The following is a 21,885-nucleotide window of genomic DNA, read 5'->3' as shown; positions in this document are numbered from 1 at the left end:
TTCAATTTCGCCATACGCCTGCGAGGAAATCCTCATGATCAAGCACCCTGCACCGGTCAATCCGTTTGTACCCGATCTGCCACCGGTCGAGATTGGGCTCTTGCAACCCCCTATCGTAGGCGACCACGAGCGGGCCGATGGTGGCATCGGCATTCGGCATACCGAGATTCCCCTGGTGGTGCATATTGCCCGTCCGCCTTCAACGCCCAAAGGCACCAGCTTTGAGTTTTACTGGGCAGGCGTCGCGGTGGCGTTCAACCAGATTCGCGACGGCGACGAAAACCTGACCCGTATCCCCTTTACGATCTCCCAAAATTTCATTCGCGAGTCGTGGGCCGACCCGGTACAGGTCAGGGTCATCCGTCTCAGTGGGAACCCTTCGGAAACCATGCCGTTGCGGTTGCGCGTCAATCTGCGTCGTCCAGGAGGCATCGCGCCGGAACCCACCCAGCCCGGCAATCGAAAACTGGTCCTGGTGCTGCCGCCCGATGTAGAAATTGACGGTATCAATGATGACCGTGCCAAGCTCGGTGTTCAGATAACGTTCCGACACTGGGAGAATATGGCGCCCTATGATCTACTTCGGCTGGCCTGGGGCAACGTGATCATAGAGTACCGAGTGCAACCCGCTGACGTCGGGTCTGATATCAAGCTCACCGTGGAGTACCCGACGATTACCGATGTCGGCGACAGCGAGCAATTGCCAGTCGCTTTCCAAGTGATAGGCCCCACCGGCAATGGTCCCGACCCAAGGGCTCTGTGGTCGGTCATAACCTGGATATCGGTGTACCTGCGCAATGATCGTTTGGACCCTCCCTGGTTGGATTTTCCCGATACGGCCCCCACCATCGACTTGGCTCAGTTGGGCAATCAACACGTAAGAATCGGGCTCTATGTCTCAGCCGCCAATGCCCGGATCTACGAGCGCGTCTTTCTGATTTGGGCCGGGACCAATGAAAATGGCTCTGTACCCCATATTGACGATCAGGTGTTACCTGGGGGCAGGACTTACTATTTCGACGTACCGAATGCCTTGGTCAAGGCCATTGCCAGTGGCAGCGCAACCGTTCACTACTTGCTGGAGGGTAACGGGCAGCCGACCAAGCGCTCGCACAATCTGTTCCTGTCGGTTATCGGTGAAGCGCTGAAATGGCCCGCCCCCTGGGTGGTAGAGGCGGTAGGCGACATTATCCCCCCAGGCCCTGCCAACGCCACCGTCAGCTTTCGTGAACAGGACACCTGGCGACCCGACGACCTCATCCAGATCACGCTGTTGGTCAGCAACCCCAACATCACGACTGAGTACAAGCAGAGCAAACGGTTTGACAGCATCCCGAATGACAAGGGCGTGCTCTCGTTCACCGTACCGGGTGAAGATATCAAGCGGTTTGACGGGTTGCGCGTGCAGGTGTTCTACACCCTTCTGCGCACCGGGCAGGACTCACTGAGCGAAACCTATCAAGTGGGCGAGCCCAAACGCGATATGCCCCCACCCAAAATCGAAAAGGCATCGGGCGCTCAACTGGACCCGGACGATGTAAAGAATGGCGCCAAAGTCATTGCCCCCTTCGCCAGCACGCGCGCAGGCGACCAGATGATCTTGTGGTGGACAGGCCCGCTGGCCAGCACCCAAGTCGACTACGATGTCCACCGGGATGGCGAACTCGCTGAGTTCGTGGTGCCGTACGTCTTTGTCGAACGCAACCTTGATCAGGACGTAATTGTTTCCTACACCCTCAAGCGGGGGCTTGAACCGACGCGTTACTCCGAAATCACGTCCGTGCTGATTGCCCGAGGCCTGATGGACCTGCCACCACCGGACTTGGTCCGAGCCACGATCACCGGGCCAGGCAGGGCCACGCTGGCGCCGCTGGATGCGCTGAATGGCAGCGACCTGGTGGTGCGCTACGTGGGGATGCTCGACACCGACTCCATCAAAGTGTCCATGCTCGGTAGGCAAGGGCAAGGCTCGCCGGACATCCCGGCCAAATTCGGCAACGAATTAGCGGGAGAGGTCGTGTTCGACATCCCCCGGCAGGCCATTGCGGCCAACATAGGCAATAGCGATCAGTTCATGACGTTCAAGTACGTGGTCACCCGCAGGGGTGAACCGTCGCCGGACTCTCAGATATTGACCGTGAAGGTGCTGCCTATTCCGTTGGATGAATTGCAGAAAACCATCATCCGTATCAACGAAGCAGATCAACAAACCCAAATACTCGACCTGGCAAAAGTGATTGACGGGGCGACCGCCCATATTGGCACCTGGCACTTTATTACCGAGTTCTGGCCGGTTTGGCTGACGTTGACAGGCAAAAAGAACGGCGTGAATTACCCGATCACCCTCCTAAACGGCAGCGGGGGTGATCGTGTCAATGGCGACTGGATAAACCAGGGTCGCTACGAACATCCGATCCTGGCCACTTACCTCAATGAATTGGACCACGCTTCGACGCTGACGATGGAGTTCTCGGCCGCGTTCAGCACCAGCCCAGAACGGGCGGATGCGATCGTGTTTCCACCGGTGATCTACTCCGTTTTAAAAGCGCCGCCGTTGACTATTGGCAACTCGACCATGATTTTGAACGGGCGAGCCATCGTCGCTCCCGGCTGGCCACGAAACGGCCAGGAATACCCGGGCAATGCCCAGATACGCGAGGCAGAAGGGGGCTCGCCTCCTTACTCATACCGTTCAAGAAACCCAGGTATCGCGACGGTCAACTTAAACGACGGCAAGGTCAGGGGCATGGCTAACGGAAGCACCTATATCGATGTAGAAGACAGGGCAGGCAATACCGCGTCATACCGTGTAGAGGTCAGCAACGTATGGCAACTGCGTGAAAATCGTGCAGGAATGAATTGGAGCCAGGCCGTCGCCTGGCGCAAATCATTACCTGGCGCTGTAGGTATCTATTATGCCGATGGCATATCGTTTATGCGGACCGTATACGGTTCGCCATTACCCGTTCCGTATGACTCATATTACTGGCTGGGGGTTGAAGAGGGCTGCGACTTCCTCACGGGCGTGTTTTGGGATTCCATGAGGCCGGATATCGTGCGGTGTATCAACAGAAATACATACACATGGGCCTGGTGTCTGCAGCCATGACGTGCGGCCAAACGGGACGAGCGTGATATGCCGGCCTGAGCGACCGCCCCTGCCATATGCTGGTGGCATGGAACTCGGCGTCGATTTGCGACATGATCCTCACCCGGCCAGTGTATTACGCGTTCAAGAACCTGCGGATGGCAACCCTGCTGCTGATCGGCACGTCCGCCACCACCGCCATCGGCAAAGACCTCGGGCCGCCGGTATTCCCCATGCAACCCTGGTGGAATTCCCGGGGTTAGGCCATGCACCGAAAACGCAAGAACCGGCCCAGTTTCACACCGCACTGTTGCAGGGCCTGAGCGCCCTTTAATCCAACCTTTTTCGAGGCACTCGTGAATGTCGGTACAGATTGCAGTCATTGATGATTGGCAGAATGTGGCCCAAGGCGTGGTGGACTGGTCGGTCCTGGACACCGTCGGCCAGGTGCACTTCCTGCACGATTATCCGGCGCAAACCACCACGATGATCGAGCGCCTGAAAGGCTTCGAGGTGATTTGCGTAATGCGCGAACGCTCGACCTTCGATCAACCCCTGCTGCAAGGCCTGCCGAACCTCAAGCTGCTGGTGACCGGCGGCATGCGCAATGCCGCCATCGACATTGCGGCCGCGAAGGCCCTGGGCATCCAGGTATGTGGCACCGACAGCTACAAGCACGCCGCGCCGGAACTGACCTGGGCGCTGATCATGGCCTCCACCCGCAACCTGCTCGCGGAAGCCAATGCCCTGCGCGCCGGCCACTGGCAAGTGGGCCTGGGCGGCGACCTGTACGGCAAGACCCTGGGTATCCTCGGCCTGGGCAGCATCGGCCAGAAAGTCGCACAGTTCGCCAAGGTGTTCGGCATGCGGGTGATCGCCTGGAGTGAAAACCTTACGCCGCAGCGCGCCGCCGAAGCCGGGGTGACCTGGGTCAGCAAGCGCGAACTGTTCGAACAGGCCGACATCCTGACCATTCACCTGGTGCTCAGCGAACGCAGTCGCGGGTTGGTGGATGCGCAGGCGCTGGGCTGGATGAAACCAAGCGCACGGCTGGTGAACACCGCGCGCGGGCCTATCGTGGATGAGCAGGCGCTGGTGCAGGCCTTGACCGCTGGTCGCCTGGCAGGCGCTGCGCTGGATGTGTATGCCGAAGAGCCGTTGCCGGTCGATCACCCGTTCCGCCACTTGCCCAACGTATTGGCCACGCCCCACGTGGGGTATGTGAGTGAGCAGAACTACCGGCAGTTTTATCAGCAGATGATCGAAAGCATCCAGGCTTGGGCTGACGGAGCGCCCATTCGCCTACTCGGCTGACGCACCAATAAGGGGCGGCCTGCACTCATGATGGGAATACCCTCTCTGTGAAGAGCAGGCTTGCCCCGCGGTGGGGCGCGAAACGGCCCTGAAAACTGGCAACGGGGTGCAAGCCGCCAAAACCGTTTGGGAGCGCTTCGCACGCCAGCGCAGGGCAAGCCTGCTCGCCACAACCCTCGTTACAAGTTTTTGTCCTACAAAATTCCCACATAAACCCTACAGGCTCTGGGATCTGTCCTAGACTCATGACTGATGGGTCCGTTCCAAAACAAAAACCCCGCAAAAAATCGAAACTTTACAACTCTGCCGTAGGTCCAGTTTTAAGGTGGCGCGAGCGCACGCAGTTCACAGCCGATGCCCGTCCATCCAATCTATTTCAGCTGACCGTGCATCTGGCATAAGCCTTGCCAGTTTGTATAACGCTTGTGCGCCTGGCCGCAGGATGCGGTCTTCGGAGCTAGTGGCAGCGGGCCATTAGCCGACCAACACGTGGGAGAGAATTATGATCAGTGCCGCTGTAGAGACTCAGGGAGAGCGTTTTAGTAAGCCGGCAGGGGGGCCCACCTCGTTGGCCGACCTGCCCAACACTGTGCGGCCGATCGTGAGTCAGAACCCGAACCGAAAGAAAGTCTTGTTCGTCACCTCTGAATTCGCCGACCTGGTCAAAACCGGAGGCCTGGGCGACGTTTCCGCCGCCCTGCCCCGCGCCATGGCGCACCTGCACGATGTACGGGTGCTGATCCCGGGCTACCCGCAGGTGATGGAAAGCGACAACCCGATCCATATCATCGGCGAACTCGGCGGCCACGCCGCGTTGCCGCCGTGCAAGATCGGGCGCATGGACCTCAAGGATGGCCTCGTCATCTACGTGCTGATCTGCCCCGAGCTCTACGAGCGCGAAGGCACGCCCTACGGCGCCAACAACGGCCGTGACTGGCCCGACAACCATATCCGCTTTGCCCGCCTGGGCCTGGCCGCCGCCGACATGGCCGCCAACCTCGCCCAGATCCACTGGTGCCCGGACCTGGTGCACGCCCACGACTGGCCAGCTGGCCTGGCCCCGGCCTATATGCACTGGCGTGGGTCACGCACGCCAACGCTGTTCACCATTCATAACCTGGCCTATCAAGGCGTGGTCAGCCTGGCCTCGACCCCGGAACTGGGCATTCCCCCCCATGCCCTGCAACAGGAAGGCATGGAGTTCTACGGCAAGATGTCGTTCCTCAAGGCCGGCATGGCGTACTCCAGCCATATCACCACGGTGAGCGCCACCTACGCCCAGGAAATCACCACCCCGGAATTTGGCTGCGGCCTCGACGGCTTCCTCGCCGCCAAGACCCAGCAAGGCTTGCTCAGTGGTATTCCCAACGGCATCGATGAAAGCTGGGAAACCTCCACCGACACGCACCTGACCCACAACTTCAATATCGGTGACTGGGAAGGCAAGGCAATCAACGCTGCCCACGTGCGTGAGCTGTTCGGCCTGCATGACTCCACCGGCCCGCTCTTTGCCGTGGTCTCGCGCCTGGTCTACCAGAAAGGTCTGGACCTCACCGAAGCAGTGGCCAGCTTTATCGTCGAGCACGGCGGCCAGATCGCGATTATCGGGCGCGGGGAGCCGGAGGAAGAACAAGCCATGCGTGAGCTGGCGCTGCGCTTCCCTGGCCAAGTCGGCGTGCGTATCGGCTTCAACGAGACCGATGCGCGCCGCATGTTCGCCGGCAGCGATTTCCTGCTGATGCCTTCACGCTATGAGCCTTGCGGCCTCAGCCAGATGTACGCCCAACGCTTCGGCTCGCTGCCGGTGGCACGCAATACCGGCGGCCTGGCGGACACCATCGAGAATGGCGTCACCGGGTTCCTGTTCAATGAGTCCACGGTGCAAAGCTATGAGGAAGCGCTGAGCCGTGCGTTCAGGGTGTTCGCCAACAAAGGCCTGCTCAATGCCATGCGCAGCCGCGCCATGACCCAACCCTTCAACTGGTGCCAGGCGGTAGAACCCTACGCCGAACTCTACGAACAACTGGTGGCCAAGGCTCTGGGGAAAACCACTAAATAATCAAGGGAGGTCTTCATAGATGCCGTTACGGACTTTGGAAACCTGGCCCCACGGCGCAATCATGTTGGACGCGCAACACACGCGTTTTGCCTTGTGGGCGCCAGACGCGTTTTATGTCAGCATTGAATTGGAAGACGGCCGGTCCCTCGCCATGTTGCCTCAGGCAGAGGGCTGGTTCGAGATAGAGATCCAGTGCCCGGCGGGCACGCGCTACCGCTACAACATCGATGGCGAAATGGATGTTCCCGACCCTGCGTCCAGGGCGCAAGCCTCGGACGTGCACGGTTGGAGCCTGGTGGTCGACCCGCTCGCCTACCCATGGCGACACAGCCAGTGGCAAGGCCGCCCCTGGCATGAAGCGGTGATCTACGAACTGCACGTCGGCGCGATGGGTGGGTACGCCGGTGTCGAGAAACACCTGCCACGCCTGGCCGAGCTGGGCGTCACCGCAATCGAATTGATGCCTCTGGCGCAATTTCCCGGCGAGCGCAATTGGGGCTATGACGGGGTGCTGCCGTATGCGCCGCACGCCGCCTACGGCTCCCCCGAACAGCTCAAGCACCTGATCGACAGCGCCCATGAACATGGCCTGGCGGTGATCCTCGACGTGGTTTACAACCACTTCGGCCCTGACGGCAATTACCTGGGCCAGTACGCCAAGGGCTTCTTCCAGCAGGATGTGCACACACCTTGGGGCGCGGGTATCGATTTCAATCGCCGCGAAGTGCGGGATTTTTTCCTCGATAACGCGCTGATGTGGCTGCTCGAATACCGCTTCGACGGCCTGCGCCTGGACGCGGTACACGCCATCGACAACCCCGGTTTCCTGCAGGAGCTGGCCCACCGCGTGCGCCAACAGGTGGACACCGGCCGGCATGTGTGGATGGTGCTGGAAAACGAGCTCAACCAGGCCCACCTGTTGAAGCACGATTTCGACGCGCAATGGAATGATGACTTTCATAATGTGTTGCATGTGTTGCTGACCGGCGAAACCGACGCCTATTACAGCGACTTTGCCCAGGAGCCCACCGCCAAACTGGCGCGTTGTCTCAGCGAAGGCTTTATCTACCAAGGCCACACCACCCGCCACGGCCATGAGCGCGGCGAACCCAGTGGCGACTTGCCACCCACGGCCTTCGTGGCGTTCTTGCAGAACCATGACCAGATCGGCAATCGCGCCTTGGGCGAACGCTTGCATCAACTGTGCTCGCCGCAGGCGTTGCAGGCCGCCACGACCTTGTTGCTGATGTCACCGATGATCCCGCTGATGTTCATGGGCGATGAAGTCAACGCGAGCGAGCCGTTCCTGTTTTTCACCGACCACCATGGCGAACTGGCCGAAGCGGTGCGTGAGGGCCGGCGCAATGAATTCGCCGATTTCGCCGCGTTCAAGGACCCCGAACGGCGCGAACACATCCCAGATCCCAACGCGCTGCCCACCTTTGTGCAATCGGCGCCGAACCTGGTGGAAAACGAACACGCCCACTTCTACCGCCAGCTGCTGAGCCTGCGCCACCGGCATATCGTGCCGCACCTGCCGGGCAGCGTGGCCTTGGGCGCGCACGTGCTGGCAGACGGCGCCGTCAGCGCGCGCTGGCGCCTGGGCAATGGCAGCCTGTTACAGATCGATCTGAACCTGAGCCGTGCGCCCCTCGATTGCCCCGCGCCGCCGCAGCTTCTGTTCCAAACGCCCGCCCATGAAGGCCCGCACCTGGCGCCCTTCAGCGCGCGCGTCACCTTATCCCCTGTTGGAGAGCACCTTTGAGTGAAGCGAACCTGGAAATACTCGCCAGCCGAGCGGGGTTGGCCGTCGATTGGATCGACGCCAACGGCCGCCCGCAACGCGTGACAGCCGACGCCTTGCGCGCGGTATTAAAAGGCCTGGGTCACCCGGCCGACAACGATGCCCAGGTCGATGCCAGCCTGCTTGAATTGGAGCAGGTGCAACAAGACAAACACTTGCCACCCCTGATGACCGTCGACAGCGGCGATGGCTTGGACCTCGGGCATTTCTTTGCGCCCGACACCCCCTGCCGCGTCCACCTGGAAGACGGCGAAACCCTGCAACTGCGCCTGGACAGCCACGCCGTGTTGCCCGGCGTGATCGCCCTCGGCTATCACCAGGTGCATATCGACGACCAGACCTTCACCCTCGCGGTGGCCCCCACTCACTGCTACAGCGTCGCCGAAGCAGTCGACACCGCCACCGCCCGCGCCTGGGGCCTGAGTGCCCAATTGTATTCTTTGCGCCGCCTCGGCGACGGTGGCTTTGGCGACACCCTGGCCCTGGAACACCTGGCCCGTTCGGCCGCCGAACGCGGCGCCGATGCCTTGGCCATCAGCCCGATGCATGCGATGTTCAGTGCCGACCCCGAGCGCTATAGCCCGTACTCGCCCTCGAGCCGGTTATTTCTCAACAGCCTGTATGCATCGCCTGGCTGCGTCCTCGGCGAACGTGAAGTCCGTAACGCCATTGAGGCCTGCGGCCTGGCGGAGGAACTGCACGCCCTGGAACAACACACCCTGATCGATTGGCCGGCCGCCGCCAAGGCCAAGCAGCGCCTGTTGCGTGCCTTGTATGAAGACTTCCGCCACGGCCACCACCCGCAACACGCCGACTTCCTGAGCTTCCGCCAGGCTGGCGGTGAAGCCCTGGAAAACCATTGCCGCTTCGAAGCGGTGCAGGCCGTACGCGCGGCCGCGGGCGAATCACTCGACTGGCGCCACTGGCCGCAGGAATGGCGTTCGCCACAGAGCCCGGCACTGGTGCATTTCGCTGAAGAGCACGCGGCCGATATCGGCTTTTATGCGTTCAGCCAATGGCTGATCGCCCGTTGCCTGGAGCGCGCGCAACAGGCGGCACGTGGCAGCGGCATGGGTGTCGGGTTGATCGCCGACCTGGCCGTAGGCGCCGACGGCGGTGGCAGCCAGGCCTGGAGTCGCCAGGATGAGTTGCTCGCCGACCTTACCGTGGGTGCGCCGCCCGACATTCTCAACCGCGCCGGGCAAGGCTGGGGGATTTCCGCATTTTCCCCCGAAGGCCTCAAGCGCAACGGCTTCCGGGCCTTTATCGAAATGCTGCGGGCCAACTTTGCGCATGCCGGCGGCTTGCGCATCGACCATGTGATGGGCCTGCAACGCCTGTGGGTGATTCCCATGGACGCCTCGCCTCGCGAAGGCGCCTACCTGTATTACCCGGTGGACGACCTGCTGCGCTTGCTCGCCCTGGAATCCCACCGCCACCAGGCCATCGTGCTCGGTGAGGACCTCGGCACCGTGCCCGACGGCCTGCGTGAAAAACTCATTGGCCGTTCGATCCTGGGCATGCGCGTGCTGTTGTTCGAACAAGGCCACGATGGCCAGTTCAAGCCGATCCTCGACTGGCCGGACAACGCGCTGGCCACCACCAGCACCCACGACTTGCCGACCCTCAATGGCTGGTGGCACAGCCGCGATATCGACTGGAACGTCCAACTGGGCCTGATCGACGCCCCCACTGTGGAGCAATGGCGCGAGCACCGCCTGCGTGAGCGCCAGGCGTTGCGCCAGGCCCTGAGCCAGGACCCGCAGAATTTCATCGATGAAATCCGCAATGAGACCGACCACATGATCGACGCCAGTGTGCGCTACCTGGGGCATACCCGCGCACCGCTGGTGTTGCTGCCGCTGGAAGATGCGCTGGGCCTTGAAGAACAAGCCAACCTGCCCGGCACCACCGATACCCACCCGAATTGGCGCCGTCGCTTGCCCGGCGAAGCCTCCAGCCTGCTCGACAATGCCGGCGCCGCCCGCCGCCTCGAACTGCTGGCCGTCGCGCGCAACCAAGCCTATGAGCGTGACCGATGAACGTACTGCCCCTGCGCGCAACCCAGCGCCTGCAATTCCATAAAGGTTTCACCCTGGACGACGCGGTGCCACTGGTGCCGTATTTTGCCCAATTGGGTATCAGCCACCTGTACGCCTCGCCGCTGCTCGCCGCCCGCGCCGGCTCGATGCACGGCTATGACGTGGTCGACCCCACCCGCGTCAACCCGGAACTGGGCGGCGAAGCGGCATTGCGCCGGCTGGTCGCCGCACTGCGTGAACATAAGATGGGGCTGATCCTCGACATCGTCTCCAACCACATGGCCGTCGGTGGCGCCGACAACCCGTGGTGGCTCGACCTGCTGGAATGGGGCCGCCTGAGCCCCTACAGCGAGTTCTTCGACATCCAGTGGCACTCCCCCGACCCGCTGCTCAAGGGCCAATTGCTCATGCCGTTTCTTGGCAGCGACTACGGCGAAGCCCTGCAAACCGGCACCCTGACCCTGCATTTTGACGCCGCCCATGGCACGTTCTACGTCGAACACTACGAGCATCGCTTTCCGGTCTGCCCACGGGATTACGCGGCGATCCTCGGCACTGATGAACTGCTCAAGCCCCTCGCCGACCGCTTCAGCGCCCTCGCCTATCAGGACGACGCCTACGCCGAAGCCGCCTGGCTCAAGCAGGCACTGGTCGAGCGTGCTACCCACGGCGCCGTACGCGAGGCCATCGAACACCGCCTGGGCGAATTCGATGGGCGCCAACCCGACGGTTTCCAGCGCCTGCATCACCTGCTCGAACAACAAGCCTACCGCCTGGCCAGCTGGCGCACCGCGGCCGACGATATCAACTGGCGGCGTTTCTTCGACGTCAACGAACTGGGCGGCCTGCGCGTGGAACGCAGCGCGGTGTTCGAAGCCACCCACGGCAAGATCTTCGAGCTGATCAGCGAGGGCCTGGTGGACGGCCTGCGCATCGACCATATCGACGGCCTGGCCGATCCGCGCGGGTATTGCCGCAAATTGCGCCGGCGTGTCGATTCACTGTCGCCACAGCGCCATCTGCCGATCTTCGTGGAAAAAATCCTCGGCGAAGGCGAAACCCTGCGCGAAGACTGGCAGGTGGACGGCACCACCGGCTACGAATTCATGAACCAACTGTCGCTGCTGCAACACGACCCGCAGGGCTTCGAACCGCTGGCCGAGCTGTGGACCCGACACAGCGAACGGCCCTCAGCCTTTATCGAAGAGGCTCGGCTGGCGCGTCAGCAGATTCTCAATGGCTCCCTGGGCGGCGACTTTGAAAGCGTGGCCCAGGCCCTGTTGCAAGTGGCCCGTGACGATGTGATGACCCGCGACCTGACCCTGGGCGCCATTCGCCGCGCCTTGCAGGAGCTGATCGTGCACTTCCCGGTGTACCGCACCTATATCAGCGCCCGAGGCCGCAGCGAGCGCGACGACGTCTTTTTCCAGCAGGCCCTGGCCGGTGCGCGCAGCACCTTGAGCGAGGGCGACTGGCCGGTGCTCGATCACCTGGAAAAATGGCTGGGCGGGCAACCCTGGCGCGACCGCCCCGTCGGTCGCGAGCGCAAGATACTCAAGCACGCCTGCGTGCGCTTCCAGCAACTGACCTCGCCGGCGGCCGCCAAGGCCGTGGAAGACACCGCGTTCTATCGCTCGGCGGTATTGTTGTCGCGCAACGATGTGGGCTTCAGTACCGAGCAGTTCAGCGCCCCCGTGACAGACTTCCACCGCGTCAACCAACAGCGGCTGCAGACGTTCCCCGACAACCTGCTGGCCACTGCCACCCACGACCACAAGCGCGGTGAAGACAGCCGCGCACGCCTCGCGGTACTGAGCGAATGCGCACCGTGGTATGCCGGACAGGTGGAGCACTGGCGCACCCTCGCGGCGCCGTTGCGCAATGACACCAGTAGCCCGTCGGCCGGTGATGAGCTGATCCTCTATCAAGTGTTGCTCGGCAGTTGGCCTTTGGACCTGCATCTGGACGACCGTGAAGCGCTCCAGGCCTATCAACAGCGCCTGTGGCAGTGGCAACAGAAAGCCTTGCGCGAAGCCAAGCTGCAAAGCAGTTGGAGCGCCCCCAACGACACCTACGAACAAGGGGTAGAAGCGTTCCTTTCGCGCCTGCTGCTCAGCGACGACGGCCTGCCCCTGCGCACCGCCATCGCCAGTGCCGCCCAGGCCATCGCACCTGCCGGCGCGGTCAATGGGCTGGCGCAATCCTTGCTTCGCCTTACCGTGCCTGGGGTACCGGACCTGTACCAGGGTGATGAGTTCTGGGACTTCAGCCTGGTGGACCCGGACAACCGTCGCCCGGTGGATTTCAACGCGCGGCAACGTGCGCTGAATGCACCACTCGACCTCGGCGAGTTGCTGTTCAACTGGCGTGACGGGCGGGTCAAACAGGCGGTGATCGCCCAGGCGCTGGCCTTGCGCAAGGCCCACCCCGAGGTGTTTCATCAGGGCCGCTACACGCCCCTGGATGTGGTGGGCCAACACGCCGAACACGTGGTTGCATTTTGCCGCGAGCACCAGGGCAAACGCGTGCTGGTGGTGGTGCCACGCTGGCCCCATCGCCTGCTTGAAAAGGGTGTGCACCCCCAGATCAATGCGCGGGTTTGGGGCGATACACGGGTGAAATTACCGTTCGCCGCGCCAACCGAAAACTGGAAGGGACTTTTTCATACAGTCGCAGTCACACCAGACAAGGAGCTGTTGATCAGCACTGCGCTGGGGGATTTCCCGGTCAATGTCTTTATCAATCCTGATGATCAAGAAAGCTGAAAATTTTCTGTGAGGAGCATTGTGATGAGTACTGAAGACAAACGCATTCGCGAATTGGCGCATCAAATCTGGGAGTCCGAGGGCAAGCCCCACGGTCAAGATGCACGCCACTGGGAGATGGCGCGCAAGCTGGCAGAGGCCGAAGCGCTGACGCCGAGCAAACCCAAGCCGGCCGCCAAGCCCAAGACCGCGCCCAAGCCAGCGGCGAAAGCCAAGCCTGCGGCAGCGGCCCCAAGCAAACCGGCACCCCCGGCGGCAAAAAAGCCGGCGGCGCCAAAAAAGCCCAAGCCTTAAGCCTCGTGACCTCATGAGCCACCTGCCGATACGGTCGGCAGGTGGTCATTTCACTTTCCCGATTGTCAGCTGAACCATGTCAGCACGGCCGCGTTCGGCCCGAAAAAAGACCCTTGCAGGAGCAACACAATGAGCAAAGCCGATAACCACCAAGCGGCCCCGGCCCACGAGCCATCGCGGATCCGCGAAGGTTTGCCCTTCCCCCTGGGCGCGACCTGGGACGGCCTGGGTGTCAACTTTGCCCTGTTCTCGGCCAACGCCACCAAAGTCGAGCTGTGCCTGTTCGACGATACCGGCGAAGTCGAAATCGAACGCATCGAACTGCCTGAATACACCGACGAAATCTTCCACGGCTATCTGCCCGACGCCCACCCCGGGCTGATTTACGGCTACCGTGTGTACGGTGCGTATGACCCGGCCAACGGCCATCGTTTCAACCACCACAAATTGCTGATCGACCCCTATGCCAAACAGCTGGTGGGCGAACTCAAATGGTCCGAGGCGCTGTTCGGCTACACCATCGGCCACCCGGACGACGACCTCAGTTTCGACGAACGCGACAGCGCCCCCTTCGTGCCCAAATGCAAAGTCATCGACCCGGCGCACACCTGGGGCAACGACCAGCCTGTGCGTGTGCCCTGGGACCGTACGATCATTTATGAAACCCACCTGCGTGGCATCAGCATGCGCCACCCATCGGTGGGCGAGTCGGTGCGCGGTACCTGCGCCGGCCTGATGGAAGATGACGTGCTCAAGCATATCCGTCAGTTGGGCATTTCCTCGGTCGAGCTGCTGCCCGTGCACGCCTTTGTCAACGACCAGCACTTGCTGGAAAAAGGCATGACCAACTACTGGGGCTACAACAGCATCGCGTTCTTCGCCCCCGACCCACGCTACTTGGCCAGCGGCAAGATCGCCGAGTTCAAGGAGATGGTCGCGCACCTGCACGAAGCCAAGCTGGAAGTGATCCTCGACGTGGTCTACAACCACACCGCCGAAGGCAATGAGCGCGGCCCGACCCTGTCCATGCGCGGCATCGACAACGCCTCTTACTATCGCCTGATGCCCGACGACAAGCGCTTCTATATCAACGACTCCGGCACGGGCAACACCCTCGACCTGAGCCACCCGTGCGTCCTGCAGATGGTGACCGACTCGCTGCGTTATTGGGCCAACGAAATGCACGTCGACGGTTTCCGCTTCGACCTGGCGACCATCCTCGGCCGCTACCGTGACGGCTTCGACGAGCGCCACAGTTTCCTCGTCGCCTGTCGCCAGGACCCGGTCCTGCGCCAGTTGAAACTTATCGCCGAACCCTGGGACTGCGGCCCCGGCGGCTACCAGGTGGGTAACTTCCCGCCAGGCTGGGTGGAATGGAACGACCGTTTCCGCGACACTGTGCGTGCCTTCTGGAAAGGTGACGACGGCCAGCTTGCAGATTTTGCCGGGCGCATGACCGCCTCCGGCGAGATGTTCAACCATCGCGGCCGTCGCCCGTACAGCTCGGTGAACTTCATCACCGCCCATGACGGTTTCACCTTGCACGACCTGGTCTCCTACAACGACAAGCACAACGAAGACAACGACGAAAACAACCAGGACGGCACCAGCAACAACCTGTCCTGGAACCACGGCGTCGAAGGCCCCACCGACGACCCTGAAATCAACGCACTGCGCCTGCGCCAGATGCGCAACTTCTTCGCCACGCTGCTGCTGGCCCAAGGCACGCCGATGCTGGTGGCCGGGGACGAGTTCGCCCGCACCCAGCACGGCAATAACAACGCCTATTGCCAGGACAGCGAAATCGGCTGGGTCAACTGGGACCTGGACGACGACGGCAAGGCGCTGCTCAAGTTCGTCAAACGCCTGATCAAGCTGCGAATGGCTTATCCGATCCTGCGTCGGGGTCGCTTCCTGGTGGGCGACTACAACGAAGATATCGGCGTGAAGGACGTCACCTGGCTGTCACCGGATGGCAACGAGATGACGACCGAGCAATGGGAAGACAGCCATGGTCGCTGCCTGGGCATGTTGATGGATGGTCGCGCCCAGGAAACCGGGATTCGCCGCGCGGGCGCCGATGCCACCTTGTTGCTGGTGGTCAATGCCCATCACGACATGGTCAATTTCCGCCTGCCGCCGGTGCCGCAAGGTGAGTTCTGGACCTGCATGCTGGATACCAACCAGCCAGCGGTACGCGGCCAGGAGCGCTTTGAGTTCGAACATGAATACGCGGTCACCGGCCGTTCGCTGTTGCTGTTTGAATTGCAGCGTGACGACGAGGTGTGACATGGCCTTGCATGGATTCCTTCAAGGCTACCCAGGCTATGCGGACACGCAGGCCCTCGGCGCCGCCCTGAAGGCGCTTCAGGCAGAAGGCCTGGATCAGTTGCCGTTGCCCGGCAGCGGCCAGACCCTGGAGCGCCTCAGCGGCCTGGCGCAGGTAGCCGGGCATGACTTGCGCCTGTGCAAGTTGTTCGAAGGCCATACCGATGCCCTGGCAATTATCGCTGAACTGCGCAGCCCCTTGCCGCCCTTGGGCAGTACTTGGGGCATGTGGGCAGCCGAACCGCCGACGGCCAAGGTCCGCGTGCGCCGCGATGGCTCGCGCTTGATCCTTGAGGGGCGTAAAGCCTGGTGCTCCGGCGCGGCGGTGGTCAGCCATGGGCTGCTCACCGCTTGGAATGAACAGGATCGCCAGCAGTTGGTCGCGGTGCAGATGCATCAGCCAGGCATCACCGTGACTGATGAGGGCTGGAACGCCGTGGGGATGGCGGCCACGGGCAGTGTCGAGATCCTTTTCGACAATGCCCTGGGCATCGCCGTCGGCGCACCGGGCGACTACCTGGCGCGCCCGGGTTTTTGGCACGGTGGCATCGGTATTGCCGCGTGCTGGTATGGCGCCGCACAGCGCCTGGCCGAAGTGCTGCGCGCGCAGTGCAGCAAACGCCCAGAGCCCCATGCCCTGGCCCACCTGGGTGCGGTCGACAGCGCGTTGAACAGCGCAGCCTGCGTACTGCGGGCCAGCGCCGCACAGATCGACCGGCAACCGCAGGCCGACGCCCGACAACTGGCCCAGCAAGTGCGCGCCGCCCTCGAGGATACGGTTGAGCAGGTGATGCGCCACGTCGGTCGCGCGACCGGTGCCGGGCCCTATTGCAAGGACCCGCACTTCGCCCAGCTGATGGCGGATTTACCGGTGTTTGTGCGTCAAAGTCATGCCGAACGCGACCTGGCCGCCCTCGGCGAGCAGGTGGCGGGCGGCGCCCCAGGGAGGTGGCAGTTATGAAACCCAATCCCATTGTGGGCCAAGGCACCCCGCTGCATCAGTGGCAGGCCTCGCCCCATATGGCGCAGTTGCCCCTGATCAGCGTTGAGCAACTGGTGCCCGAGGGCCATCGCGCCGTGATCATTGCGCCGCACCCGGACGATGAGGTGCTCGGCTGCGGAGGCCTGCTGCAGGGCCTGGCCGCGCTGGGCCGGCCGATCCAACTGATCTCAGTCACCGATGGCCGTGCCAGTCACCCTGGCTCGCGACGCTGGCCGGCGGAACGGCTGAGCGTGGTGCGCCCGCAGGAATCGGCCCAGGCCCTGCACCGCCTTGGCGTGCCGCTGCACCGCTTGAAATGGTTGCGCGCGGGCTTTGACGACAGCCGGGTCGCCGCACAGGAAGCCGCGCTCGCCGCGTTCATCCAGCGCTATCTCAAGCCCAACGATGTGGTGTTCACCACCTGGCGCGAGGACGGCCATTGCGACCATGAAGCGGTCGGCCGCGCCAGCGCCAAGGCCGCCTTGGCCGTGGGGGCGAGCCTGTTCGAACTGCCCGTGTGGACCTGGCACTGGGCAACCCCCGAAGACAGCCAGGTGCCCTGGCACCGTGCGCGCAAACTGCCCCTGGCGCCCGAGGTGGTGGCGCGCAAGCGCCATGCTATCCATGCGTTTGCCAGCCAACTGGAGGGCGACCCACATATCGGCCTGCCACCGGTGTTGGCGCCCTATGTGGTGGAACGTTTGCTGCAACCCTTTGAAGTGGTGTTTGTATGAGCGTGGCTACGCCGTATTTCGATCAGTTATTTGCCGACAACGATGACCCATGGGCCTTCCGACAGCGCTGGTATGAACGGCGCAAACGCGCGCTGACCCTGGCCGTGTTGACCCGCCCACGTTACGCCTCGATCTTTGAACCCGGCTGCGCCAATGGCGAATTGAGTGCCGAACTGGCGCCGCGTTGCGATCGCCTGGTGTGCTGCGATACCGCCAGCGCCGCCGTGGCACTGGCCAAGACCCGCCTGATGGGCTTTGCCCACGCCCACGTCGAGCAAAGCCGCCTGCCGGAGCAATGGCCCGGCGGCCGCTTCGAGCTGATTGTGCTGAGCGAACTGTGCTATTACCTCGATGCCGACGACCTGGGCCGCCTGATCGAGCGCGCCCTCGCCAGCCTTACCGACGACGGCCAGTTGCTCGCCTGCCACTGGCGCCCGCGGATCGAGGGTTGCCCGCAGACCGCCGAACAGGTACATGCCCTGCTCCATGAACGCCTGGCGATGCGCTCTGTGGTTCAACACCACGAAGAGGATTTCCTGCTCGACCTGTGGAGCCGTGAAGGCCATTCGGTGGCGACCCTGGAGGGGCTGCGTTAAAAAACGGGGTGACTCGATGTGAAAACCATCGATCCTTGACTATGCTGAGGAAGCCTTGCCGGCACTCCAGGGTTGGAGGGCCGAGCAATCGTCGCGGCGGAGCCTGCGGCGAATAACGAGAGTCGTACCGACAACGGGCACGACCCGCACCAACCGACAAGGATGTGACACCCATGAAGCCCGCTTCCCTGAGCGAAATCCGTCGCGGTCCCGCGCAAATCTGGAACAGCGCGCCCCAGCTGGCGCAGATCCCCGCGATTCAACTCAACTCATTGGTGCCGGCCGGCGCGCGCGTGGTGATTGTCGCGCCCCACCCTGGCGATGAAGTGCTGGGCTGCGGCGGTTTGCTGCAACGCCTGAGCACCCTCGGACACCCCCTGCAATTGATCTCCATCACCGACGGCAGCGCCAGCCATCCGGGTTCCCATGTGTGGCCCGCCAGCCGCTTGAGCGTGGTGCGGCCCCAGGAAAGCGTCGAAGCGTTACGACGCCTGGGCATGCCGCTGCACAGCCTGAAGTGGATTCGGGGCGGGTTCCGCGACACTGGCCTGGCCGCTCACGAACAAGCGATGAGCCAATTTATTGCGCGCTACCTGCAACCCGGTGATGTGCTGTTCACCACCTGGCGCAACGATGGCAATGACGACCACGATGCCGTCGGCCGCGCCAGCGCCAAGGCGTGCAGCCTGGTCGGCGCGTGCCTGTATGAGCTGCCGATCTGGGCGTGGCACTGGCCGGCGCGGGAAAGCGCGATGATCCCCTGGCAGCGCGCACGCAAGGTGCGCCTCGACACCTGGAGCGTCGCGCGTAAATTGCACGCCGTCCATGCCTTCGCCAGCCAGTTGGTCGGTGACCCGGCCATTGGCCTGGCGCCAATCCTGGCCCAGGTGCTGCTGGAGCGTATACGCGATCCTTATGAGATCGTGTTGATCTAGCCTTCCACTCGTCCATACCTGTTATTTCTGACAGTAGCGGCCTACGCAATGTGCGTCTAAGGTGCAAAAAGCCCTGCACTGGTTGAGGTGCAGTCGAGAAAGCCATGCCAACCCTTTGCATTGGCCGGTGTTTTCAGATGCAGGTAAGCCGCAGTCCCTGATCCGTATCGCGTTCGTTGTTGCCATGGTTCGGACCGCACCTGGATACCAGGTGCGTGAACAACATGCCTCTGCTGCGAGGACGAATCATGCGCACACCCACTCCTGCTTGGCTGTACGCGGGCATCCTGTCATTGATGGTTCTGACGACCTGGCCGCTTCTCTCCCAGGCGGCGTGTACGATCAACATCACCTCCGGCGACGACACCTCCACCTGCGACAGCGGCACCGCGCCGGGCTTCACCGACAACGCGGGCAACAACACCCTCGACATCCGTGACAGCGGAAGGATCACCGGCAACGTCACCTTCGGTGCGGGTAACGATCTCGTGGATGTGAATGGGGCGACGGCAGGAATCGACGGCGCACTGAATCAGGGCGACGGGAGCAATATCTTTCGGCTTAACCTGGGAACTGTCGGTTCCGTAACCCAGGGCTCAGGCACGGATGTCATACAGATCAGCGGTGGCAAGGCCGGTGCGATCAGCCAGGGGGGCGGGATCGACAGCTACGCCCAAAGCGGTGGGACCGTTGATTCCGTGTCCCAGGGTGACGGCCATGACCGCTTTACCATGAGTGGCGGCACCATTATCGGGATCTTCGATGACGGCGACGACGCGCTGATGACCGACGGGCTGATCGGGTCGGTCAACATGCGGCTGGACAATAACGTGTTTGATATGCACGGCGGCAGGATCGTCAACAACCTGACGACGGGCTTTGGCCTGGACCGCATTTACGTCCGTGGCGGTTCCATCGGTGGCACGATCAGCCTGGGCGACGGCGATGATTTGATCGAGGTTTCAGGTGGCGAGGTGGGTGCAAATGCCGGTTCGGAGATTCGCATGGGTAACGGCGATGACACCCTGCTCTGGACCCGCGCCGGAATCATCCACAGTCCAATACGGATGTCCGCCGGTGACGACAAAGTGGTACTGACGGCCCTTACGGAAACAACGCTGTCCCCTACCCCGCAGATCGACGGTGGGCCAGGTAACGACACGCTCAATTTCGTTGCAACGCAATCAGCCACTCTGTCGCGTTACGTCCAATGGGAGAACGTTAATCTCACCAACGCCTCGCAGTTGAACCTGGGTGCTGGCGAACTGGTCCTCGGTGACCTGCTGACCCTGACCGGGACCCTGAATATCGATCCTACCAGCACGCTGTCAGCCACCGCTGGGGCCATATCGCCTTCCGCCGCCGGCCAACTGGCGAACCTGAACAACAGCGGCCTGATCGACATGACCACCGGCAGCACCAGTGCCACCGACACCCTGACAGTCCACGGCAACTACAACAGCACCGGCGGCCGGCTCGCGCTGCAAAGTCAGTTGGGCAGTGATGGCTCGGCCGCTGACAAGCTGGTGATCAGCCAGGGAGCGATCCTGGGCTCCACCGCCATCAGCGTCAGCAACCTCGGCGGAGCCGGCGCCGAGACCTTGCAGGACGGTATCCAGGTGGTTCAGGCGCTCAACGGTGCAACCGGTACCACCAGCAGTTTCTCCCTGGCCGCCCCGGTATCGGCGGGAGCCTATGAATACTTCCTGTTCAAGGGCGGCGTCACGGCGGGCACGGCGGAAAACTATTACCTGCGCTCCACGATACCGGTGACCCCGGAACCGCAGCCCGAAGGCCCGGTGACGCCTTTGCCTAATCCGGTGGAAGACACCCCGGACCTGCCGACCAACCCAGGTATCACCCCCATCCCGATCTACCGTCCGGAAGTGCCGATTTATGCAGCGCTCTTCCCCGCTACGCAACAAGTCGTCCAGGCCATGCTGTCGACCTTCCACGAACGCATGGGCGACCAGCGCCCGCAGCAACTCGATGCGTCGACGGCCGGTTGGGGCCGGGTCTATGGCAACAGCGGCCGCCAGAGTTTCGCCGGTGCCGTGAGCCCGACGCTGAACAGCTCGGTGACGGGCTTCCAGGTGGGCAGCGATGTGTATACCCACACCCATGACAACGGCCAGGTGCAGCACGCCGGGTTCTTCGTCGGCCACAGCAGGCTCAAAGGCGATATCAAGGGCTTCAACCTCGGCTGGCAGGACAAGGACGCTGGCAACACCACCTTGCGCGGGGACAGCCTGGGGGTTTACTGGACGTTGATCGGCGCCAACCAGGCCTACCTCGACCTGGTCCTGATGGGCACCCGTTTCGACGGCAACAACGAGTCGGACCGTGGCGTGAAGATGAAGACCCGCGGCCACAACGTCACGGCCTCGGCCGAAGTGGGCTGGCCGTTCCCGTTGACGCGCAACTGGGTGTTGGAACCCCAGGCCCAAGCGATCGTCGGCAAAACCCACCTGGACAGCCAGAATGACGGAATTTCCGACGTGTCCTACAACGCCGACACCAGCCTCACCACGCGCCTGGGTGTACGCCTGCGCGGCGACTACCAGGTCCGTGGAATGCCCTTGCTGCCCTATGCACGGGCCAATATCTGGCATACCTCCGCCGGGCAGAACACCGTCACCTTCAACGGGGTGACCGATATCGACACCGAGCAGAAGTCCACCACCCTGGGCCTCAGTGTCGGCGCCACGCTACAAGTGACCAAGGACTTCAGCGTGTACGGCGAATTGGGCTACAACAGCAACCTGGACAGCAACGCCTTTGACGGTCGCCAAGGCGCCGCCGGCATGAGAATGAAATTCTGACCTCGCCTGTGTATCGCAGTGTGTACGGCAGCCACTGCGATACATAGGGTTTAACCCGGCGTCGGTGCTGAAACAGTCCGGATACAGCAGCACGATCAACTGTGAGCCATACGCACACCAAG

13 protein-coding genes and 1 pseudogene are annotated in these 21,885 nt (G+C 62.5%); all 14 read left to right on the top strand.

From position 1 onward, the window contains the following. Positions 1 to 34 precede the first annotated feature (34 nt). The 14 genes and pseudogenes from P2T68_RS16710 (at position 35) to P2T68_RS16645 (ending at position 21,763) form a co-directional block, all read left to right on the top strand. Positions 35 to 3,109, top strand: a complete 3,075-nt coding sequence (locus tag P2T68_RS16710) for a hypothetical protein (protein WP_277379620.1) — start codon at positions 35 to 37, stop codon at positions 3,107 to 3,109. Between the two features lie 29 nt (positions 3,110 to 3,138). After that, positions 3,139 to 3,422, top strand: a pseudogene (locus P2T68_RS16705) (alpha/beta hydrolase); the annotation flags it as partial. A gap of 26 nt (positions 3,423 to 3,448) precedes the next feature. Further along, entirely contained in the window at positions 3,449 to 4,402 is a 954-nt protein-coding gene (locus P2T68_RS16700; protein WP_024075739.1) for a D-2-hydroxyacid dehydrogenase family protein, read from the top strand. A 502-nt stretch (positions 4,403 to 4,904) separates the two neighbouring features. Beyond that, entirely contained in the window at positions 4,905 to 6,461 is a 1,557-nt protein-coding gene (gene glgA / locus P2T68_RS16695; RefSeq protein ID WP_024075740.1) for a glycogen synthase GlgA, read from the top strand. A gap of 19 nt (positions 6,462 to 6,480) precedes the next feature. Then, on the top strand, positions 6,481 to 8,226 hold the full coding sequence (gene treZ, locus P2T68_RS16690) for a malto-oligosyltrehalose trehalohydrolase (protein ID WP_277379619.1): 1,746 nt from the start codon (positions 6,481 to 6,483) through the stop codon (positions 8,224 to 8,226). Next, positions 8,223 to 10,307, top strand: coding sequence for a 4-alpha-glucanotransferase (malQ, locus tag P2T68_RS16685; protein ID WP_069076281.1), 2,085 nt, complete (start codon positions 8,223 to 8,225; stop codon positions 10,305 to 10,307). Before treZ ends, malQ begins: the two co-directional genes overlap by 4 nt. After that, positions 10,304 to 13,072, top strand: coding sequence for a malto-oligosyltrehalose synthase (locus P2T68_RS16680; RefSeq protein WP_277379618.1), 2,769 nt, complete (start codon positions 10,304 to 10,306; stop codon positions 13,070 to 13,072). Before malQ ends, P2T68_RS16680 begins: the two co-directional genes overlap by 4 nt. Before the next feature lie 24 nt (positions 13,073 to 13,096). Continuing rightward, the gene (locus P2T68_RS16675) at positions 13,097 to 13,366 is read left to right on the top strand and encodes a DUF2934 domain-containing protein (RefSeq protein ID WP_024075744.1); all 270 of its coding nucleotides are present in this window, start codon (positions 13,097 to 13,099) and stop codon (positions 13,364 to 13,366) included. Between the two features lie 129 nt (positions 13,367 to 13,495). After that, on the top strand, positions 13,496 to 15,655 hold the full coding sequence (gene glgX / locus P2T68_RS16670; protein WP_024075745.1) for a glycogen debranching protein GlgX: 2,160 nt from the start codon (positions 13,496 to 13,498) through the stop codon (positions 15,653 to 15,655). Between the two features lies 1 nt (position 15,656). Then, positions 15,657 to 16,655, top strand: a complete 999-nt coding sequence (locus P2T68_RS16665) for an acyl-CoA dehydrogenase family protein (protein ID WP_069076279.1) — start codon at positions 15,657 to 15,659, stop codon at positions 16,653 to 16,655. Continuing rightward, positions 16,652 to 17,410, top strand: a complete 759-nt coding sequence (locus P2T68_RS16660; protein ID WP_024075747.1) for a PIG-L family deacetylase — start codon at positions 16,652 to 16,654, stop codon at positions 17,408 to 17,410. The genes P2T68_RS16665 and P2T68_RS16660 overlap by 4 nt, the downstream gene beginning before the upstream one ends. Then, positions 17,407 to 18,006, top strand: a complete 600-nt coding sequence (locus tag P2T68_RS16655; RefSeq protein WP_069076278.1) for an SAM-dependent methyltransferase — start codon at positions 17,407 to 17,409, stop codon at positions 18,004 to 18,006. The genes P2T68_RS16660 and P2T68_RS16655 overlap by 4 nt, the downstream gene beginning before the upstream one ends. A gap of 173 nt (positions 18,007 to 18,179) precedes the next feature. After that, the gene (locus tag P2T68_RS16650; RefSeq protein ID WP_024075749.1) at positions 18,180 to 18,941 is read left to right on the top strand and encodes a PIG-L family deacetylase; all 762 of its coding nucleotides are present in this window, start codon (positions 18,180 to 18,182) and stop codon (positions 18,939 to 18,941) included. A gap of 248 nt (positions 18,942 to 19,189) precedes the next feature. After that, positions 19,190 to 21,763 (top strand): autotransporter outer membrane beta-barrel domain-containing protein, encoded by a 2,574-nt coding sequence (locus tag P2T68_RS16645; protein ID WP_277379617.1) that lies wholly within the window; start codon positions 19,190 to 19,192, stop codon positions 21,761 to 21,763. Positions 21,764 to 21,885: the final 122 nt, after the last annotated feature.

The organism is Pseudomonas sp. G11, assembly GCF_029457515.1.
GTDB lineage: Bacteria > Pseudomonadota > Gammaproteobacteria > Pseudomonadales > Pseudomonadaceae > Aquipseudomonas > Aquipseudomonas gorinensis.
This window is presented reverse-complemented; position numbering and strand designations above follow the sequence as displayed.